Source organism: Pseudomonas sp. AD21, assembly GCF_002878485.1.
GTDB lineage: Bacteria > Pseudomonadota > Gammaproteobacteria > Pseudomonadales > Pseudomonadaceae > Aquipseudomonas.
In genome coordinates, this window is sequence record NZ_NQYG01000006.1 from 15,165 (window position 1) to 34,260 (window position 19,096).

The following is a 19,096-nucleotide window of genomic DNA, read 5'->3' on the forward strand; positions in this document are numbered from 1 at the left end:
ATTTCTCCAGGCTCCCGACATTTGATCAGGCAGCGCGCTGCAGCGCCTGCTTAAGGAGTGGGCCATGCGCCCGATGCAACAAAGTCGATTTCAAAGTCGGGCGTATCACTCTCTATGGGCCTGTGTGCAAACCCTGCGCAGTGCACTTTCGTGAGCCAGCAATCTGCGAATCCTGCGGGACGCTTTCACAGCGAACAGCGAGGAACACGCGGACTGGTGAATTGCTTTGCCCAAAATGCAGTGGGCCTGCTGCCGAGACATGCCCTGATTGCCGGCGACATCGAGTGCTAGTTGCGGGGCCTGATGGCCGGCGGCGCTGCAAGATCTGCATTGCAGAGGACGTACATGCGTGCGTGACTTGTGGCGTCAGTACACCACCCGGGCGCGGCCAAGAATGTGAGCAGTGCTATTGGGAGAGAACTTTCCACAAGCGCCTGGCAATAAACATTGCCGGCTTGAGCGTGCCATCCATGGCGCAGCGGTTTGAACGTTTCGGAAGCTGGGCTTTGCTTGAGCTTGGCCCCAAGGCGGCGGCCCTGAAGATCAATGCCTATTACGACTTCTTCAAAGAGCTCGAGAACGTCTCGCAGGATGTGCCTCCGTACGCTCATCTGCTGCGGCATTTCTCGGCCGAAGGATTGCGCCGTGTCCGTGTTCCAGTACGCTGGCTAAGCGAGTTCGATGGTTTGGTGGTGTGCGCGCAGGCCCGCGAGGCAGATTCTGAGCAGCGACGAGTGCAGGGCATCATGGAGCAACCCCGAGAGCCTTGGCCCCAGCAGTTGATTGCTGGTTATCACCGCATACTGCAAAGCCGGCTGGCGACCGGTGGCATTAGCTTACGATCCGCTCGGCTCGCCTTACGGTCTGCCTCTGACCTGCTGGATCACTCGCGGCTGAAGGCCGCTGCAATGATCGACCAGAAAGCGCTTGATGGTTATTGGTGTAAGTCGCCGGGGACGGTGGCCAGTGTCACCGGCTTCATCGGGTACTTGAACCAGGTTTACAGCGCGGGACTGAACTCTCGTCCGGATGCGAATTGGGCAAGACAACAGAAACTAGCGAAACGCGAGCGAGAGCTTGTCGAGTTGCTGCCACAACGCGATGAGACAAGTGATTTTGAGTCCCGATGGATTGTTAAGGCCTTGGCCTATTTCCATGGTATCGGCAGGATCAGTCGCAAGGCACTCGTCTATGTTCCGGCAGCCTATCAGGGGACTGCAGGATTCAACATTGAATGCCCACAAGGTGTGCTGTGGGTGCCATCAGCGGGCACCTATGAGCGAACCATCGTCGATTAACGTGTATCCATTGACTTGGCCATCTCTCTGCACTCTACCTGACCATCACGCTGCGTGGCCGCAGCCTACGGAAAGTCTCCCATTGCGGTAAGTCATCTAGGACTTTAGAGTTCCGTGAGGTTATCTAGCTCTGCCGTAGTTGCATAATCGCGTCTGCAATCGCTTTTGAATTTGCATCCAGGGTTTCCATGGCTGTCACTGCATTGGCTGCAACACCCTCTACACCATTCTCTGAAAGCCACTTGGTGATTTCTTCGATCGCTGCGCCTAGGGCGTGCTGGTTGTGCAGGAGCAGTGTCAGAGCATCAGCCGTGGGGATCTTGCAGTTTGAGTAGTCAGTCATGACGGTCGTCCTTGTAAAGAGCTTCCGGAAGCCTAGTTCATCTCGCCGGCTACAGCGGGACGCTTCTCTAGGGAATCGGTATAGCTCCACGATCAGGCAAGCGCTAGATCAAGCTCACCGAATTTGTTGATGAGGATGTTCCGGTAAAGAATTTCCTTGTCATGTTTGCCATGGTTAAACGTGACGTATTCTTCTGGGTACAGTGTCTTGAGTTTGCTGAACACCCCTCTGTAGCCGGGAATCCTTCTGCATAGCTCGTTGACGAAATGCTTGAATGCCTCTTCATTTCCGCTGAACGTCATCAACAATCCTGCAGATCCCGGAGGGATTTCACCTTTTTTTCCGTCCTTCCGCTGAACCTCGAAGCAAAAGAAATTACCCTTGGTCGTCTTGATGCGGACGATCAATATTCCCCGTCGCAGTCCGGCACTTCGGTCGAGATACAGCCAGGAGCGCACATCTGATGGAAGATCCTCTTCGTTTTCGACCACGAGCTCAACGACACCGAGTGGCGGCTTACTGCTGAATCGTGCCACGGGCGTGTACCAGTCAACGCGAAGGATCTTTTCCGGATTGGCAGCGGCGATTGATTTGAGTGCATTCCAGATGTCCATGAAAAAGCCTTGTGTTTCCAGCGCCACGTCAGGTGCTGTCTCATACTCTGCATCCGACACGGTCTCAAGCTTGCCGACGTTCTTCCCACCTCCGGTGCCAGTACCTGCAGAAACTCCTTCTGCCTCAGGTGGCGCTGGGCCAAGTGGGCTTTTATTGGCTTTCACGACAGATTTTGATTTCTTCACTGGCCGTTTTTCGCCAAGCACTTTGAAAGGCGCGGCTTTCGCCTCGTAGATTTCGGCATGTCGATCGGGCTCAATCGTAGAGCGTTCTTGGAGGAACTCCTCGAGGGCAGCGCTTTTGATCGGACGCGGCAGCACGATTCTTCCTAGGCCATCCAAGCCTTCGCTACTGTCGAACTTCAGTTTTTGAAATTCAACTTCTGGACCTTTGGGCATGCTTGTTCCCATCAGGTCCAAGCACAGAAAAGTTTTCCCGTCATTCAGCCATTTGCCCCGACCGAGGATCTCACCATGCCCTTCGAACCATGGTTCGCATTTGAGGAGCATGGGCTTGCCAGGTGCTTGAGACATGAATTGCGAATTCACCCTTTTTACAACGCTAGCCGTGTATGGGTCATAGAGAATGTGAGCCAGGAACACTGCGTCGAAGAAGCGCATTCTCGGGCCCGGGCGAACTAGCCAAACGGGTAGATTACGCTCTGCTTTCGGGTTTTGATAAAGAACGTTAAACACATCGTCCCAGCGTAAATTAGCAAGGGCCCTGCAGATCTCCATGTTTCTGGCATAGGCACGTACGAAGTACTCTGTGCAAGGGATCAGTAGATTTTTATCATCACCCAACGAGAAGTCGAGAAGCTTGCAGGCATCGTCGTTTCCCTTGAGTAACGGATACTCGTAATCTGAGAAAAGTTGTCCTTGATCCGCGGCGATGAGCCCTCTGCGTGAGGTAATCCGCCGTCTTGATGCGTTGAAGTTTACCGTTAGCCTTGCCGTGTCGAGCTCGGTGTCTGATATGCAGTGACCATTGCGCCAGATTGTACCGACTCTGTAATGGGGAAGGCTGGTGAAGGGAACGTGGGCCACCTTAAACTCACCAGGGACATTATCCTTCAGTTCGCGGAACAGTACGGCCGCAAGGGGGATGGACATCGCCCTGTTATTACGCATCACGGGGCCGTACCACCAGACGAGGTAGTCGCCTACCCAGTTTTGAGTTTTGCTATCAGGATTCCTGAGGTCAGGCCTTTGGTATGCAAAATTGCAACGCGTCACTGCTTTGGTCACCGACCATTCTCTCCTGACTTGCAGTTCAACCCATTCCACGCTTCATCGACACCGCCGATGTGCTACTTGTTTGCCATCACTTGCCAGCGCCAGTGTATCTAGTCGTTGTGTTTGGTGCGATGAAAATTGGCGCCGGCTTTCCGTCGGGTTGTGAGCTCCCTCAAATCAACTGTGACAGTCGGCTTACCCACGGCAACCATAATTGCGCGTCGAGCCAGTGGGGCCACGTGGAGTGCGATTTCGCAGCCAAGAGCCCCGATGCCTGGCTCGGCATTTTTTCAAGGAGTCAGGTGTGCCAAATAGCAGTTATTGAACTGCTAACGGCCATGTACACAAAGTCACATAATCGTGATTATCCGTACATGGGCGAGCAGGAAGCGCACTTACTTCAACGGCTATCGCAAGCGAATGTGACTCGGGTTGCGTGCTCGGTATATCTGGGCAACCAGCAGTTCTGTGAGACCGCATTCAGAGCCCTCAGAGATCGTCTCGGGGAGATAGATGTTGTGTTTTTTGACAGCGCGAGTGTCGAGTGGGCAGTCGGCGCTTAGCGCTGCACCAAGCGCGGTAGAGTAGAAAGACGGAATCGAGAGGGTTTCATGAAAAAAAAACTGTATCTGGCACTCAACAAATACAAGCCAATCCCTCCTACGCTCCAGGGAGCTACCAAAGAGAAGGCGAAAACGGTCATCGATCTGGACCTTGCTGGTCTTTATCACCACTTCTACCTCGACACCTACGGCACTCAGCCTCCGTTTCCGGATCCTGCTCAGTTTGAGCACATGAGATTCTTGATGCCAGACGACGAGTTCCGATTTCAAGGTGACGGTGTGGGCGCATCAACCAATGCCAAGCGGAGCAAGTCCAGCGAGATGGGGCAGGCATTCTGTCGCTGGTTTCTGCATGAGCATCTGGGAATTAAGTACTTCGCGCATTTGGATAGCTTGATCGACGACCTCTGCGAGAACTTCCAAGGATTTACCGTAGAGCGTGCCGTACCAGGGGATATCCCTGATTATCTATGCAGCGATGGAGCGGGCTCTGTTGTACTTGCGGAGGCGAAGGGGCGCTACACCTCGGTGGGTTTTAATACGGAGGAGTTTGAGCGTTGGCGGAATCAGTTCACGCGGGTTCGGGTGTTGGACGCCGAGGGCCAGGCCGTCAGGGTGAAAGGCCATATCGTGGCCACCCGGTTTGCAACCGAATCTAAGCCCAAGGTTCAGACCAAGCTGTATGCAGAAGACCCAAGCACAGAGGGCCAGGAACCAATATCGGGAGACACCGCGTTCCGTCTCTCCGGACGGGTCATCGCCAGCCACTATGGTGATGCGCTGATGAAGATCGACCAACCACACTTGGCTTTTGCCATTCGGCGATCGCGGCGCTTGGAGCAGCAGAGCAGTATTCCAGTGACAATTTGGCAGTTCGCCTTCGCAGACCTTAACCGGTACTTCGTAGGTGGCTACTACGCAAAAGATACCGACGAGCCGTTAATTGACCTCAAAAGCATGCAGATTAAGCATCGCAGTTGGGACCCTTTCAGGTTAGGCGTTCACTCAGGGACATTCGTGGGCATCGAGCTTTCAGTCTTTAAGCACCTGGTGAATGTGGCTCGAGGTGATCGGTATTTGTTGGATGGTCTGCCAGAGGTCGATCCCATCAAGGACCTCTACAGCGGAGTAAGCATGCTGCGCGATGGCTCAGTCATTGGACCGTTGTCGATGTTCATACCTCTCTACTCGGAACGCTTCTAAGCGGAGGTGCCCTGTTTCGGGGGTTGAGAGCGATGGCGTTTGAGAGAGCCAATTACGAGACCTTGGATGACGGGCTTGCGAAAGGAGCTTCTCGCTCCGGTCGATGGCTCTCTCGTAGCCGCCGGTGAGTGGCAGAGCCAATCCTGCTCATCAAAAATCCCAAGATCGACGGCGATGTAGGAACTGCATGGTTTTCAGGTGCGACCGCTGAGCAGAGATGCTATTCATGTCGGGAGATCAACCACATGGAGTAAGTCGTGATGAAAAAGCCGAAGTACGGCCCAAGCTTCTGGTCCGCGCCTGCCACAGCGGGTGTCTACAAGTACTTTCTTCTGCCGTTGTTCATTTTGATGCCCCTTCTTGCGCTCTGGATGCAGGGCCATCTAAGTCAAGAGAATGCCGTGCTGTCATGCTTCATTTCCTCCTCCATCTACGCATGCCTGCCGTTCACCACGGCGCTCAAGCGCGACCAGCTCCTGAACGAGTACCGGGGCTACCGTTCGGCTATCGAGGCGCGGTTACGCCATTCCGATGTGTCACCTAAGGAGGAGCGCTATCTGCTGCGTAAGCTGGTTAAGCTGGAGTCTCAGTATCACCTCGTGCTGAATCCCACACCGGCTATGCAGCTCGCGAACACCTTGGCGATCGTGGCGACGCATCTGGCTCGCACTATCGCTCGCTACTGAGCCTTGATGAGTTTCCGATGGGCACGAGGCATTACCAGGCAGAGGAAGGTGGAGGGTAGTCGCCCCCTTCTGCCTTACAAAAAAATAGTGAGAGATCATGGCCAGAGATGCGGACAGAAAGTTTCTGAATCGTTATTTCCGGAGTGTTTTTAATAAACTCGAAGCTGACGCACTGCTGTTCAATAGACGTTTGCCGCATGAGAGCCTGAAGGGTTGTGAAAATGAACAAGCTCTCGCCGATGTGCTGCGTTCATTTTTGCCGTCTAAATACGGAGTAGAGGTAAATGCTCTTATAATTGATAGAGATGGGTGCGTAAGTAGGCAGTGAGTTGCTAGATTACCGTGTGCACAGATCGCCTCTGGAAAGCATGTCGTTATCTCGGCAAGCGATGCGGATGGCTTCATAGGGAGATTTGGAGCGCGTCGGGATCCAGTAGTTTTCGACCACTATGTAGCGTAAAGACTCTTCTTCGTTTCTTAGTGCTAAAAATTTTAGTGTTTTATCGATGTAGCTGAGCAGTTTGTTTTTAGGTGTTACCTCGTACGTAATTTCAAAGATGGCGGCTTCCAACTGCAGATAGTCCCGGCTATTGAGGGGCGGAAGCCTGAATTTATGAGTGTCCTTAGCAGAAATTGTTTCGCCATCCAGTTCATGGAATTCGACGATTGGAACCGTGCTGATATTTCCCCCAGGCATTTCCAGCCCGCCGTCCTTGGGCAATACGTAAATGTCTTTGGTGGTTTTCGCGATCACTGGCTGATCGGGATAAGAAATTTTGAATTTCTCAACGATGATGTCAGCGGGCGAATCATTGATTAATGAAAAAACGTAAGAGCGTCCGTACGGCTTTTCATAAACGAGCTTGGTGTCACTAATAAGAAAGCTGTAGGACGTTGCGACGATTACACCTAGTGTGCCCACGCTTGAAAGAACTTTTACTGCGCGGAAGGCGATTTCTTTGTATCTTTTGCGGCCGTTAATCCGCTTAAATCTTGCCTGCTGTTTCATTTTGCTCTCTGATTTCAGGTGCTTGCTGCGTCGCAAGCGTATGGTTTGCGCGGTTACGCAACCGTGATGCCAATGTGATATTAATACGCTTGGTCGCAGTCGAGAACCCTGCTCGGCGCAAGCCATTTGCCAATGATCAGAGGGTGAATTGGTGCTGTTGAAAACGGATTTTGAGGCGGACTGGATCGTTGAGATGCGGCGGATCATGGAAGAGCACTGGGCGATGGAACTTGCTTCTGCGAAGACTGAGGAATTGGCAGCGCTGTTTTTCCATGCCAGAACACGCAGAGTCGAACCAAGGCCCAGGGCCGTGCATTTAGCTAATGCCTTCGCCTGCCCACTTGAACACGAAGCAGGTTGGGCAGAGCTCAAAGTTAAAATAGAAACCGGTGAAGACCTGTCGCCGCATCTGAGCCTGAAAATTGAAGACTTCAAAGGCAAGGATGGGCTGCTACTGGATTGGGGTATTTACCACTTCCATCTTGGGCAGGCGCAGCACGCAAATAACAAGAGCTTCGTCGAGCGCACAGGTCCAGTGGTATTCGGTTTTCCCACTGATGATGCATTCCATGCGGTGGGCATCTATCAGCACGGTGCCTGGTCGGACAGTTCGGTTATTGAAACGCTGCATGCAAACTGGCCGCACCTCACGCAGGCAGCAAAGATGCAGGGCAGTAGCATGTCTCTCAGTCAACGTTACACCGATGAAGACAGGAAAATGCTGAGGGCCGCCGGTATCAATCTCATCACCCCGCTATCGGACGGATTGCTTCTTTTTCCTCTGGGAGGCGGGTATTCAGGCAATGGGATTTCCGCTCAGGCGGTGACAGACGCTGAGTTAGAGCGACAACGAATTCATGGCCTTCAGGACCTGATCCACGACCGAGCGTCTGAAGTTGCACGGGCTCTTAAGGCTGAGGGTTATACCGGCAATACGGAGGTGGTTGGGCGTCTGAACTTCGGTAATGGCGTTCAGTGGGTTTCATTCGACGGGTTTCGCGTCTGCTTTGCTGTTTAACAAGGTGAGGTACCGTGCTGGGAGCTGACTCCAGAGATTGATGCATCGGTAGACGTTGCAATTTCTACGGTATCGACTTAAATTCAAACATGTAATGTACGATTTTCTTACCTCGGAACCATCGAAATGAAAGACGACATTGAGAAACACCTTGGCCAGTTCTGGGATAAGCGTGCGCTCGAAATCGTTGATGACCCGCTGTCGGTTGATGACTTGGGTGCGCCGATGGAATCGGTCATGGCTATCGAGGCGCTGGTTGATATCGGGAAAATGTTGAAAGTCAAAATCCCGGTGGATGTCGTGATCCGTAACGGCGGCTACGAAACCAAAGAACAGTTCGTCAAGCTGGTCACGTCGGGAATCCTTAAGCACCTGAAGGAAAAGGCCCATGCATAGTTCCTCGGTGGAGGATCAGGACAGGTTACGCCTGGCTGAGCGCCTGCGAGATGCTCGGGAGTATGTGGGGCTTTCCCAAGATGAGGTGGCTCATGCGCTCGGGGTCTCTCGTCCGGCGGTGACCAACATCGAGTCGGGCAACCGAAAGGTGGAGGCGACGGAGCTGAGCAAGCTCGCCAAGCTCTATCGCAAGTCTATGGAGTACCTGATGACCGGAAGAGACCCAGCGCCTTCCGGCCCCACCCAGCTCGCGTTTCTGGCCAGAGCAGTAAATGGACTTTCGCAGCAGGATATTGATGAGGTAGCTCGCTTCGCCGAGTTTCTCAAGCACAAGGGACAGTGAATGGGCTTCCGCGATGTTGTTTTGCGAGCCGCACAGCGTGCGGTCGAGGTCATCGATGAGAGCGGTGCGATGGCCCGCATCGAGCAGGACGGATACACGCGAATAGACCCCTTCCAGATAGCTGCTGATTCTGGGGTGATGGTTATGTTGCGCCCCATGGAAAAGCTGCTCGGGGCGTTTCTGGGTGATGAAACGCCTGGAATATTGGTCAATGTGGATCGCCCAGCAGGCTTGGTTCATATGACCTGTGCCCACGAGCTGGGTCATTTTTTCATGGGCCACGGCAGCAGCGCCGACGAGAAAATCTATTACGGTTCTCAGGCTGCCCTCGTCGAGCAGGAAGCGGATCAGTTCGGGTACAACCTGCTGGTGCCTCGCAAACTGATCGTCAAAATCATGCGGCGCAAGCAATGGACCAAGCAAGCGCTGTTCCGGCCTGACGTCCTTTATCAACTGGCGTTACGCATGGGGGTCAGTTACGAAGCGGCGGCATGGTCGCTCAACCGGCATGGCGTCATGAGCGCTGATCAAGTCCGGGAAATGTTGCGGACCAAGCCTGCGATGATCAAAAAAGCGCTGCTCGGCGACCGGTTGGTGGATACCCGCAAAGAGGTGTGGCTGCTCGACAGCGATGATCGAACTTCAATCCTTGAGCCTCGACCGGATGACCAGCTGGTTGTTCGATTGCCAAGCCGTGCACCGTCAGGATATCTCTGGGAAGCCGATTCCGAAGAGTTAAAGGCGCAGGGATTTCAGCTGGAGCCTTTGACCGTATCTTCGACGCCTTCAGTGGGTAAGTCGCCGGTTTTCGGCGGTACTGAGATGATGGACTACCTCCTCACTGGCGGAAGGACCAGCGATTCCGAGCCCGTAAGCGTGCGGCTCTCGGAGCGCGCGCCATGGGATGCCTCGAGCCCAGCCACTGATACATTCAGATCAAGCGCCAAGTTTGAGCCGTTGAATCTCGGGCTGACGCCGCACTCGCGTAAGCAGTTGCTCAAGGGTGGGCTAGCGTGATCGTCCCTAAGGTGTTGCTCGATGGCTATGGCTCGCCAGCAAGGCCTCAGGGGCGACGTCCGACCTGCCTGGCATTTGCATTATCGGATCTGAATCGACCGAAATCTCCCGCCGATTTGAGCCCTGAATACCTTTATCGGGCGGCCGCCATTTTAACGCCGGGGTGGGCGCCGGGCGGCGGAATCACTTTCGATGCGATGCGAGAGGCATCTCGTGTCGGTCAGCCTGAGGAAGCCGCGTTCCCCTACTGCTCTGAAGAGCCTTCGCTCCCAATTCCCGATCTGCCCTCGGGACTTCAGCATTACGGTGACTTATTGCAGTGCGTATCAGCTGACCCTACCGATATCGCCTGTTTTATAAGCGCCGGTCAGCCGATCGGATTGGGTCTGCGGGTAACGCCCAAATTCTTCAAGCCTGAAGGGGGCCTGGTGGCTTTCGGTGATCAGGTCATGCCAGGACTTCTCCATGCGGTAGTCGCTATTGGCGTGGGGCATGAAGATGGAAATAGTGCGCCATGGTTCTACGTGCGCAATAGCTGGGGCCCCCAGTGGGGTGTAGACGGACACGCCTGGATTTCAGGCGCCTATGTAAGCGCGCATGCCGAATGTGCTTTTGGAGTAGAGAATGGCAAAACTGATCGCATCTGAAAGTTTGGGGCAGGCTTGGGTGGCTGCGGCGCGACATTTGGCGGGATGCAAGCAGCGCAAGGATCGGAATTTGATCCTGGAAATCAGCGCTCCTCAGAAGCTGGGCAAGGATGATCTGAAAATCATCAAGGCTGTGGATGCGGTGTTGCGCAGCAGTCGTGGGGACCTGAGTGTCGAGACCGTGGCGGGCACCATTTTCCCCAATGGGTTGGCCCGACGATTTTCTCGCCCTGAGCTATACACAAATTACTTGGCGTTGCTGGTCAAGGGCAAAAAGCGCAGTTCATGGGGTACCTATGCTCAGCGCATGATGAGTCGTCCGAGTCGAAACGGGACAGGGACCATCAATCCGTTGGACGACCTGATTGAGCGTCTGCTTCAAACGCACAACGGTACCAAGTACCAATCGGCGTTCGAGCTGGGGGTCAGTGATCCCGATATTGACCTGGCACCGCCACTCGACGGACATGGCTATGAATTACCGGTGTTCGACCCATCTCGAGATGCAAAACCCCTCAACGTCCCTTGCTTGAGTCATCTGAGCTTCAAAATTACAGATGGCAAGCTGGATCTGACTGCGATCTACCGCTCTCAGTGGTACTGCCAGCGTGCGCTGGGCAACCTTGTCGGGTTGAGTCAGCTTCACTCGTTTGTAGGCAAGGAATCCAAATATGAGTGTGGAGTGCTTACCTGTATCGCAACGCATGCGTATTTGGATACGGAGACCTTTGGCAAGGTGAGTGTCACCAAAGATCTCTTGGCTGCTCTACCTGGTTGAAGGCAACCGTCAGAGCAGCGAAGCCTGGCGACTTTCCTGGGAAAACTGAGGGTGCAGATCGTAAAGTTTGGCCATCCCTGCGCGGAAGTCTCGGACTCCCCCGTAGCTCGGATGGCGAATGGTTTCTATGGGCAGGCCGAAGCGCGACGCATAGTGCGCGGCGTCCTGGCCAATGGCGATAATCTTCCTGATTCTAAGCCAGCTGAAAAGCTCGCTATTAAGCTCATCCACCAAAGCCAGTTCTTTTGCGCTGAATTTGCGGTTGGTGAATGGGTTGCCTGGTTCATGTGGATGAAATGGGAACACATTCCACAGAAGGGGAGGAATATCGATGGCTTTCAGGATGGCCCAGATCTCTGCAGCGGTCCGTTCGGCGATTGCTGGCCCTCGAGTTGCCTGTTGTGACTCACACCCTGGGTACACGCGTGTCATTTCGCAAAGGTGGAATTCGTCGGTTAGGGCCAGGCCGGTCCGACGTCCGCCGCGATATCCCAGATCACGACCCATCCAGATGGTGTCGGTGCCTAGATCGAATACAGCCTGAAGATAGGTTTTCAGGTTTTTGCGACGAGAGGCGGCAGCGCCCGCGCGATCATGCACAGGGCAGGTGTCTGCGTACGGGTTGAACACATTGTCGAGACTGAATTCAGACAAGGCCTTTACGAAGGATGTAGGGGTCATTGGGTGTAGGCCTCTTTGGGGGGCTTGTGAAAAGTCAGCGTCCCTTCAGTAATGTTGACTACCACCGAGCCTCCTCGATGCTCGCGCAGTTCGCGGAACATTCTGAAACCTTCGATGATGGCAAGCTCCCACTGCCAAAGCTTGCATCGCTCAACCTCGTAACCCCGAACCATCCCTTGGATCTGCTTGAGTAGGCCGTAGTCGAGCCGTCCAGGCTGAGTTGCTGCGTAGTAGTCATATTTTTTCGCGTGATCGAAAATCCAAGTGGCGATGCCTTCTTCAATGATCGCTGCGCGAGCGCCATCGTCGTTCTCATCCTTGGCGGGGTCGGATTTCCGTTTGCGCTTGAGCAGTGCTCGCAACACTGGTGACCAACCCAGATACGCCACATAAGCCAAATGGAAGACATCGTGGAAGCGATAGTCGTCAGGCTCGTTGCTGTTGTCTGTAAGGCGGTCACCGATATAGACGCCATTCAGGCGCTGAACCACATGCTTGTTCTGGCCTTCGCCGCGTTCAATGAATTCGATAGTGAATTCGCGCTCGAACTGCTCATGCTCCGGAAAGCCTTCATCGAAAAGTGGAAATTCACGCTTCTGGTCACTTGGCCAGCGACTGGCCGTTTTTTCCAGGTTTCCCAAGGCCACATCTTCAAGGTTTAGGTTGAAGCTGGAGCAGGTCTTGGCGAGCTCCGACAACAACTGTCCGAAATAAGCCTCGCGCTTGGGTGGCGCCATGCTTACTAAGCTGGCATGCGACATTTCAGCCAGCACGCCGGCGCTTAGCGCGAGCTTACCCAGCTGCGTTGGGCGGGGGATTGTATCCTCATCGCGCTGTGTTTCGATAAGACCGTCTATCTGACGGAACGTAATCGGCGGCGCGGGAGCTTTCTTGCTTTCGCCGAATTCATCGCGAAGGACAAGGATGCAGTGCTCCCCTAGAGCGTCGGCGGGGATTTTCAGAAGGTGCGCCGCAATGGTCAAGTACCACAGCGCGTCGCCCAGTTCTTCTGCGGCCAAGTCGTTCTGTGCGGCCTGCAAGCGGTCACGACCTGCTTTTTTCACGGAGGAAAGTAAGCCACCAATCTCGCCGAAGTATCCAAAGCGAATGTATTGAAGGCTATCGGCATCGTCCTCGAAGCGCATGCTCTCCCGCGCTTTGAGCATGTACTTGGCTACGGTAAGTGCCATCGGACGCGGTTGAGGTACTGGCGCCATCAATCCTCCTTGATCTATTTAAGCTATTTCAGGCGAGTGCCAGCACCTGCTGTCTTAGCACTTGCTGACGTAGTTCCATCTTCAGCTGCTTGCAGCGACCGACGATTGTCTCGCGATCGGCGTCGATTGCTCCCATTCTCAGCGCGCGTTCACGCACCGAAACGGTCACATCGTAGTGCGGGTAACCCTTGGATTGGAACCAGCTTTTGCGCAGGCCTAGTCGAGAGGCGAACGAGTGAAGTTCATCCAGAGTATCCGCTGCCAGATGGCACCAGAGCTTGCCCCGCCACAGGATTTCTTCTGAATCCACGTAGACCGCCATTCTGCTCGCCTTCTGTGAAAATATATGCAAATATTTTGCACATTATGGGAAAAAAATTCAACTCCTCATCCGATGTCACCCTTGTTGGGGCGCAGATCCGCCAAGCTCGCTTGGGTCGGGGTCTAACGCTCGTAGATCTTGGCCGTGCGGTCGGTGTTCACCATTCTCAGATCTCTCGTTACGAGCGGGGACAGATGAATAGTGTCGGCAAAAATCTGCATAAAATATGCACATTTCTGCAAATTAAAGACGATCCGCGTGAGTACTCAACCGGTACCGCGAGCTTGGGGCGAAAGTTGGACGAGCTGCTTCGAGTTGCGCCAGGGTGCGAACCAGCAGTGACGAAGTTGGTAGAAGCTTTGGAGGAGCTCATCAATGCGGCGCTTCCTGCAAATACATCTGCGAGTAGCTCTGTAACGCAGGGGCAGCGGGTTTAACGTAATCAATGTTTAGGTAAGCATGAAAAATTACATTAGTGCCGCCGAGCTTTGGCAATTAACACCAGCTAAGTTTAACGAGTGGCGTGCAAAAAATGATCTGCCGATGCTATTTGGATATTTCAGAAAAACATTGCTGGACTTCGAAGTGTGGTTGGCAACCATAGGAATCTCTGAATACGAGATAATGCTATGCTTGCGTCTTGGAGACTTCTTCAATGGTGAAGGGGAGCATGTTGTAATAAAAAAGACAACATCATATCGAGCGCCTCAATATTTTTGTATCAGCAAAGCTGATGCATCAAGCGCTCAATGGAATTTCTCCCGAGAGAGTCATCACGAAAAAAACGAAAATATTTCCAACTTTACCCCTTATTTTGAGTGGATAAAAATAAGAACGGGTAAGAAGTTGCCTGTAGATTTGACTCGTGCAAGCCTCGGTCACACTGATCGCTTTTCGATGGGCGGCTGGAGGAATGTCCGGCCTAATACTCGCACCTCGATTTGGCGAGGCCCAGAGTTACTTAAGCTGGGAGAGGTGACAGTCCCAGCTCATACCGACCTATCTGAGATGAATTTGGATTTTGCTGACCTAGATGGGCTCAGTATCACAGGAAATATTTACGGAAGCTTTAAAATAATTAGCTGTTCTAGCTTAGTGAATCTCACCATTGAAAATACTGAGCAAGCATTTTATAAGTTCAAATACTGTAAGTTTGATACTACGAGGATATTGAATTCAAAAATACAAGATTTTCACTTCGCGAAGTGTGATGTTGGGAATTTTTACGCAACGAATTCCACATTTTTCAGGTTGTCATTTACAAGGTGCCGAGTATTGCCTTTCATTGATAACTGCGATTTGAAGGACCTTATATCATATAGCCCTGAGAAAAATGAAATATGGAATGAAGATGCTTATAGGCTATTGAAGAATTCCTATAACGCGGCAGGGCAAAAAAAATTCGCTGCGCATTACCTCTATCAAGAGCAGTTGGCGCATCGACGAAATCTATTCAACGCGAAACGTTATTACAAATATTCAGACTTGTATCCGCGAGGTAACCCTGGTAGCTGGCTAACTATTGCTAAAAATTTCAAAGCGATGGGTGGAAGTAAGGTGCTGGTAAAAAAGGCCAGATACATGGCTAAATACCTTGGAAGGCCTAAATATCTAGCTATCTATGCTGAGCACAAGTTACAGTGGTTTTATTCGATTTTAGACTGGGCCCTTTGGGGGCATGGGGTAAAGCTTCATCGGCTTTCCCTTTCCTCATCGTTCTTTATTTTGATCTACGCATTTCTGTATCACGCTTTACAGGATCAAATACAAGCAAACCCACCACCGGAATCGTTCTTTGACTATATATACTTTTCTATGGTGACCTTCACAACTTTGGGATATGGGGACATCCTACCAAAGACAACTCTTCTACGGATGATATGCGGGACTGAGGCATTCCTAGGTGCTTTCATGATGGGGTTGGTCGTAGCCGGATTTACCAACAGAAAGACCGACTGAGAAGCTATACGAACATGTCCCCGAAAGTTGACTAATCATCGTGGTTCGACAGGGTTCGTCGGGCAGCACTTAAGAGCATTAGGTAGATCGAGCCAATCGCGTTTATTTCGAATAAATTTGAATAAATTTCGAAAGCCTACAATTCCAAAATGCGTTCTGGCTCACGAAAGGACATAATTGACAGAAAAATTAAGGGACCGCGATGCCTAGGGAATTTCCAATCCGCTTCGGAAAAGATGGCGCTTATGAACTTACAAAGGAAGGTCTTACGCACATCCTGATTGGCGAAATTATTATTCGGCCTATCACTAAACAAGGTGTGCGTAGTACTGACAAGGCTCTGGCTGGGGGGCTCCATACTTGGGATGGCTGGGAAGAGTTCTTAAAACATCACGAAAGTATCGTGCATCTCCTGGAGTATGACGCAGATCAACATGACGACTGGTTCTACGCGAGAGAACTTCAGAATGGCGTCATTACGTTGAAAATTCCTCGTCAGATGTTCACCGGCGGTGCTGCTAGCATAACTATGAAGCCCGATGTCCACTACAAGTCCGGGTATCTTTGGAAGACGCTTTATCCTTGCGGTTTTACAGAGGACGACATCATCAGCGCTCTCTCTGAAGCGTTCGAGAACTTAGATCGAGAAGACTCTACTTATCCTACAGCAGAGAATCCAGCAGGGGTGCTCTATGGGTATGCACTTATCGATGATACTTTCAAGGCGATGAAGCTGCGAATTCAGCTACGGGGAAATCAAATTCTTTCGGCTTTTCCGGCTTGGGAGCAGCCTGCGACAGGAAACAACGGTAAGCCATACTCACACGGGCATTCGATCAATTTCAATATTGCCGGCTCGGTTGTAAATTGCGAAAAATATACCAAGGTCTGGGGGGCAGTATTTTCGGAGGGCGCGCTCAGCGAAACGGAACTGCTAAAGCTGACTCCAGTCTTTATTCTACAAAGACGGAGGCGTAGTCCAGAAATCTCTATAGGAAACTGGCGCGATATACGTGAAAAAGAGCTTATAGCAGTAGCGTCGACGTTGAGTTTGGAAGACTTGCAGCATGTTGAGTCTTACCTGAACGACTATGTTTGCTCTAAGGATCCATACGGTCTTCAATATTTTTTCTACTCGAACTGCTTAGACAAAATTCGCGCTGATGATGCGTTCTTCAATGCGGTACAGTTTCTCGAAAATGTAGCTGAATGTATTCAGGTGCTAACCCATAGCGACCTTGAGCTTAAAACGCGTAGAGCAATGGATGCTATCTTGCGTTTCCTAAATATGGCCGTAGTACATACCGGCGGGCTCTGTTCGTTAATGTTTAAACGAGTCATTGGTGAATTCATTGAAACTGCAGTCTATCATCATGATCAGAACTCGCTTCGAGAGTTTTTTGCCGCATTAGCAGGGTCTCCATGTCGGTCAGCTTTATACGCAGAATTTAATCTCAACCCGTTCGTAATGGAAAATAATGAAGCTGGATGGTCTAGGTCGGGTGTGGAAGAGGTTGATCTGGAACTCGGTCCGGAAAATCTTTACGAGTTTATCGAATTGCAGCTTGGAGAGAACTACATGGTAAGCCTCTCAAAAGAACAAAGAGCCGTGATTGCACAAGCCTTTTTTTCTCGACCCGAGCAGAAATCAATGGTGGTAGACACGATGTCATTTCTATCAGGAATTGACTTCCAGTTTTTTATGCCATCACGACTACGTCCGGAATGGTTCTTTACAAAGCTTCCTCCGGTTGAGGAGGATTTGCTTTCAGTAGTAAGGGACTATAGCAGGATGTTAGTGATATACCGGCAACGTGTTGTAATGGAAGACTTTGCAGCCTATAAATCTGTTCCGGATTATAAGCAGGCGGGAACTTTGGAGTTTTTTAATCTTGTTCGTCAGAAAAATAAGCGCCAATTTATCTTTGATTTGCATAGGATCATGCTTGTGATGATGATGTCTTACGCCGAAGTTGTAGGGTTTGGAAAGCTAAAGACAAAAGTTCATGAGATGCTCGAGAGACTTCCGAAAGAAGCTGTTCCGATGCCGAAAGCTATCCCGGATTATATTATTGGTGGGCGCAAGCGGCCGGATTCATTTTCAGGTGATCATGAGGAAATGATCCGAGCAATATTAGGGCGGAGTTCTTAAAGATAACTTGCCTAGCAAGACTTACAGTCCGACTTCGATCTACGATTATAAGCTTATGTCAGCGATGGTAAACCTAATCGAACGATTTCAGCCAATGAGTGTTGTCGCATCTATCTCAAGGTTCTAAAATGGTTCTGCTACTCTTGACTTGCATAATAACCACAGAGATTGGGAGAATTTAGATTGGCGAGCTTTAAAGACAAAGGGAAATGTCCTTTCTGCGAGGAGGTTATGACGCCGGATGTTGCCGAAATGAATAATCTCCGCCGAGATAAGTGTGAGTGCATTAGCTGTCATAGGAATATTTACGTGTGTCGTGCCCCTGGATGTAGAGATTATGCAAGAGGGGGTGATTTGTATGATGATGAATTCTGTACTTCATGTTCGGATAAAATTGCGGAGTTTGGTAAGAAATCAACTGAGCAGTTCGGGGCGGCAGTCGTATTAGGTGGGGCTGCCCTAATAACCAGTTGGTTAGCATCACTAAATAAAAAATAATTCTAAAGTAGATTACGAGAGTAGCGGCCCAGGTTGGTAAAAGGTCTTCTACATTTGTGACGGCGCTAATTGAGAGATGATCCCTTCCTATTGATTGACGATGGACCTAGGGCAGATTGCTGAATTTCTGGATCAGCAAATGTGGGTAAGCTTAGCGGTCGTATCCCAATGGGCGAGGCATCAAGCCCTCTGAGTAAGCCTGAGCGGTAACGCATGACAATTAGTTTCCGCTCACGCGGAAGGGAGTGCCTGGCGATGCCGCACTCCGTCATAGCAGGCCCCTAGTAATCGTGACGGCCAAAGCGTTTATCAGTCCTGTCAGGCAGTGCGAGCAGCGTGGGAGCATCTGTCACTACAAACGATTTTGTAGGGGAGTTGAAAACGCAGGGAGCTTCGAGCTATTTTGGGCCGGTGGTAGATAAATATTCGCACTTTTCCAGGTAGCTCAAAAATGAACCGCCCTGAAACCAACAATCCAGCCTTAGAGGAGGACACTGACAGTGTTGGTCCGGCTGCGTCATGGGGTGAGAAGGAGGAAACCCGCCAGATAGCACTGCTCGAGGCAGCGGTACGCTTAGATCACATTCACCATGTTATTGACGAAATTACCGCCCCAGAGGAAGGCGATGAAGGCAATACCCTAGAAAAAGGTGAAATATTTCCAATTAGCCTTGAAAACGAATTGCGCTCTAGCTACCTCGATTACGCGATGACCGTAATCTGTAGTAGAGAGCTCGACCTCGGAAGGGCAGCAGGAAATCTAAGAGTAATTTCTCGCCGGATCTCTATGGAGCCTTGTGGGTTTTTAGGCTACTGCGACTACGAGCGACGCTATCCTCCCCTGACCCTTCGCCAGCTCCAGAAGCAAGCGCTTACGGCAGCGCTCGCTATTTTACGTCTCGACCAAGCAGCTAGGAACGCTAGGAACGCTAGGATCTCCGCACTGCTACTCAAAATGCTCAAATCTGCAAATGCAGCCCTCTATCGTCTTCCCCTATTCGCCTATGGAGCCGAGCTCAGCGAGTATCGACACCGTCTCCGGTAATCCCCGCCTCCACGTGAGGCACTGAAAAAGACTTGCTCTAAACAGACTTTCTTTTCAAAAGGGATGCCCCT

Annotated in this window: 21 protein-coding genes; 15 read left to right on the plus strand and 6 right to left on the minus strand. The window is 51.6% G+C overall.

What is annotated here, in order from left to right; genetic code table 11:
- The first annotated feature begins 470 nt into the window (after positions 1-470).
- The gene (locus PseAD21_RS29715) at positions 471-1,298 is read left to right on the plus strand and encodes a hypothetical protein (protein WP_178082091.1); all 828 of its coding nucleotides are present in this window, start codon (positions 471-473) and stop codon (positions 1,296-1,298) included.
- 124 nt (positions 1,299-1,422) lie between these two features.
- On the opposite strand, the gene PseAD21_RS05260 is transcribed toward PseAD21_RS29715, so the two are convergent.
- Positions 1,423-1,641 carry a hypothetical protein gene (locus PseAD21_RS05260; RefSeq protein ID WP_102354779.1) on the minus strand — a complete coding sequence of 73 codons (219 nt, stop codon included), beginning with the start codon at positions 1,639-1,641 and terminating at the stop codon, positions 1,423-1,425.
- Positions 1,642-1,733: 92 nt separating this feature from the next.
- Entirely contained in the window at positions 1,734-3,503 is a 1,770-nt protein-coding gene (locus PseAD21_RS05265; protein WP_102354780.1) for a hypothetical protein, read from the minus strand.
- 362 nt (positions 3,504-3,865) lie between these two features.
- Between PseAD21_RS05265 and PseAD21_RS30185 the strand changes: the two genes are divergently transcribed.
- The 4 genes from PseAD21_RS30185 (at position 3,866) to PseAD21_RS30190 (ending at position 6,271) form a co-directional block, all read left to right on the plus strand.
- Positions 3,866-4,054 carry a DUF4917 family protein gene (locus PseAD21_RS30185; protein WP_226500835.1) on the plus strand — a complete coding sequence of 63 codons (189 nt, stop codon included), beginning with the start codon at positions 3,866-3,868 and terminating at the stop codon, positions 4,052-4,054.
- A gap of 48 nt (positions 4,055-4,102) precedes the next feature.
- On the plus strand, positions 4,103-5,257 hold the full coding sequence (locus PseAD21_RS05275; RefSeq protein ID WP_102354782.1) for a hypothetical protein: 1,155 nt from the start codon (positions 4,103-4,105) through the stop codon (positions 5,255-5,257).
- Between the two features lie 260 nt (positions 5,258-5,517).
- A complete protein-coding gene (locus tag PseAD21_RS05280; protein ID WP_102354783.1) occupies positions 5,518-5,943 on the plus strand; it encodes a hypothetical protein in 426 nt (141 codons plus the stop codon).
- Positions 5,944-6,040: 97 nt separating this feature from the next.
- On the plus strand, positions 6,041-6,271 hold the full coding sequence (locus PseAD21_RS30190; RefSeq protein WP_371859048.1) for a DUF6602 domain-containing protein: 231 nt from the start codon (positions 6,041-6,043) through the stop codon (positions 6,269-6,271).
- A gap of 9 nt (positions 6,272-6,280) precedes the next feature.
- Here PseAD21_RS30190 and PseAD21_RS05285 read toward each other — a convergent pair whose 3' ends face one another.
- Positions 6,281-6,952, minus strand: coding sequence for a hypothetical protein (locus tag PseAD21_RS05285; RefSeq protein ID WP_102354784.1), 672 nt, complete (start codon positions 6,950-6,952; stop codon positions 6,281-6,283).
- A gap of 151 nt (positions 6,953-7,103) precedes the next feature.
- On the opposite strand from PseAD21_RS05285, the gene PseAD21_RS05290 reads away from it, so the two are divergent.
- The 6 genes from PseAD21_RS05290 to PseAD21_RS05315 all read left to right on the plus strand — a co-directional run bounded on the left by PseAD21_RS05290 (position 7,104) and on the right by PseAD21_RS05315 (position 11,151).
- Positions 7,104-7,970 (plus strand): hypothetical protein, encoded by an 867-nt coding sequence (locus PseAD21_RS05290; RefSeq protein WP_146011261.1) that lies wholly within the window; start codon positions 7,104-7,106, stop codon positions 7,968-7,970.
- A gap of 126 nt (positions 7,971-8,096) precedes the next feature.
- The gene (locus tag PseAD21_RS05295; protein WP_102354786.1) at positions 8,097-8,366 is read left to right on the plus strand and encodes a hypothetical protein; all 270 of its coding nucleotides are present in this window, start codon (positions 8,097-8,099) and stop codon (positions 8,364-8,366) included.
- Complete coding sequence (locus tag PseAD21_RS05300) at positions 8,359-8,709, plus strand: helix-turn-helix domain-containing protein (RefSeq protein WP_008439377.1); 351 nt, start codon at positions 8,359-8,361, stop codon at positions 8,707-8,709. The genes PseAD21_RS05295 and PseAD21_RS05300 overlap by 8 nt, the downstream gene beginning before the upstream one ends.
- Entirely contained in the window at positions 8,710-9,726 is a 1,017-nt protein-coding gene (locus PseAD21_RS05305; RefSeq protein WP_102354787.1) for an ImmA/IrrE family metallo-endopeptidase, read from the plus strand. It abuts the gene before it with no gap.
- On the plus strand, positions 9,723-10,373 hold the full coding sequence (locus PseAD21_RS05310) for a C1 family peptidase (protein ID WP_146011262.1): 651 nt from the start codon (positions 9,723-9,725) through the stop codon (positions 10,371-10,373). Before PseAD21_RS05305 ends, PseAD21_RS05310 begins: the two co-directional genes overlap by 4 nt.
- Entirely contained in the window at positions 10,351-11,151 is an 801-nt protein-coding gene (locus PseAD21_RS05315) for a hypothetical protein (RefSeq protein ID WP_102354788.1), read from the plus strand. Before PseAD21_RS05310 ends, PseAD21_RS05315 begins: the two co-directional genes overlap by 23 nt.
- Positions 11,152-11,160: 9 nt before the next feature.
- Here the strand turns inward: PseAD21_RS05315 and PseAD21_RS05320 are convergent, their stop codons facing one another.
- Genes PseAD21_RS05320 through PseAD21_RS05330 form a run of 3 tightly spaced genes read right to left on the minus strand, consistent with a single transcriptional unit; the run spans position 11,161 to position 13,371 of the window.
- Positions 11,161-11,832: a uracil-DNA glycosylase gene (locus PseAD21_RS05320; RefSeq protein WP_102354789.1), complete on the minus strand. Its 672-nt coding sequence runs from the start codon at positions 11,830-11,832 to the stop codon at positions 11,161-11,163.
- Positions 11,829-13,049 (minus strand): nucleoside triphosphate pyrophosphohydrolase family protein, encoded by a 1,221-nt coding sequence (locus PseAD21_RS05325; RefSeq protein ID WP_102354790.1) that lies wholly within the window; start codon positions 13,047-13,049, stop codon positions 11,829-11,831. Before PseAD21_RS05325 ends, PseAD21_RS05320 begins: the two co-directional genes overlap by 4 nt.
- 28 nt (positions 13,050-13,077) lie before the next feature.
- Complete coding sequence (locus PseAD21_RS05330) at positions 13,078-13,371, minus strand: DUF4031 domain-containing protein (protein WP_053154488.1); 294 nt, start codon at positions 13,369-13,371, stop codon at positions 13,078-13,080.
- 44 nt (positions 13,372-13,415) lie between these two features.
- On the opposite strand from PseAD21_RS05330, the gene PseAD21_RS30195 reads away from it, so the two are divergent.
- From PseAD21_RS30195 to PseAD21_RS05350, 4 genes are all read left to right on the plus strand, one after another.
- Entirely contained in the window at positions 13,416-13,808 is a 393-nt protein-coding gene (locus PseAD21_RS30195; protein WP_102354791.1) for a helix-turn-helix transcriptional regulator, read from the plus strand.
- A 22-nt stretch (positions 13,809-13,830) separates the two neighbouring features.
- The gene (locus PseAD21_RS29855; protein ID WP_218244967.1) at positions 13,831-15,330 is read left to right on the plus strand and encodes a potassium channel family protein; all 1,500 of its coding nucleotides are present in this window, start codon (positions 13,831-13,833) and stop codon (positions 15,328-15,330) included.
- A 202-nt stretch (positions 15,331-15,532) separates the two neighbouring features.
- Complete coding sequence (locus PseAD21_RS05345) at positions 15,533-17,482, plus strand: hypothetical protein (RefSeq protein WP_102354792.1); 1,950 nt, start codon at positions 15,533-15,535, stop codon at positions 17,480-17,482.
- A gap of 949 nt (positions 17,483-18,431) precedes the next feature.
- A complete protein-coding gene (locus tag PseAD21_RS05350) occupies positions 18,432-19,025 on the plus strand; it encodes a hypothetical protein (protein WP_102354793.1) in 594 nt (197 codons plus the stop codon).
- Positions 19,026-19,096: the final 71 nt, after the last annotated feature.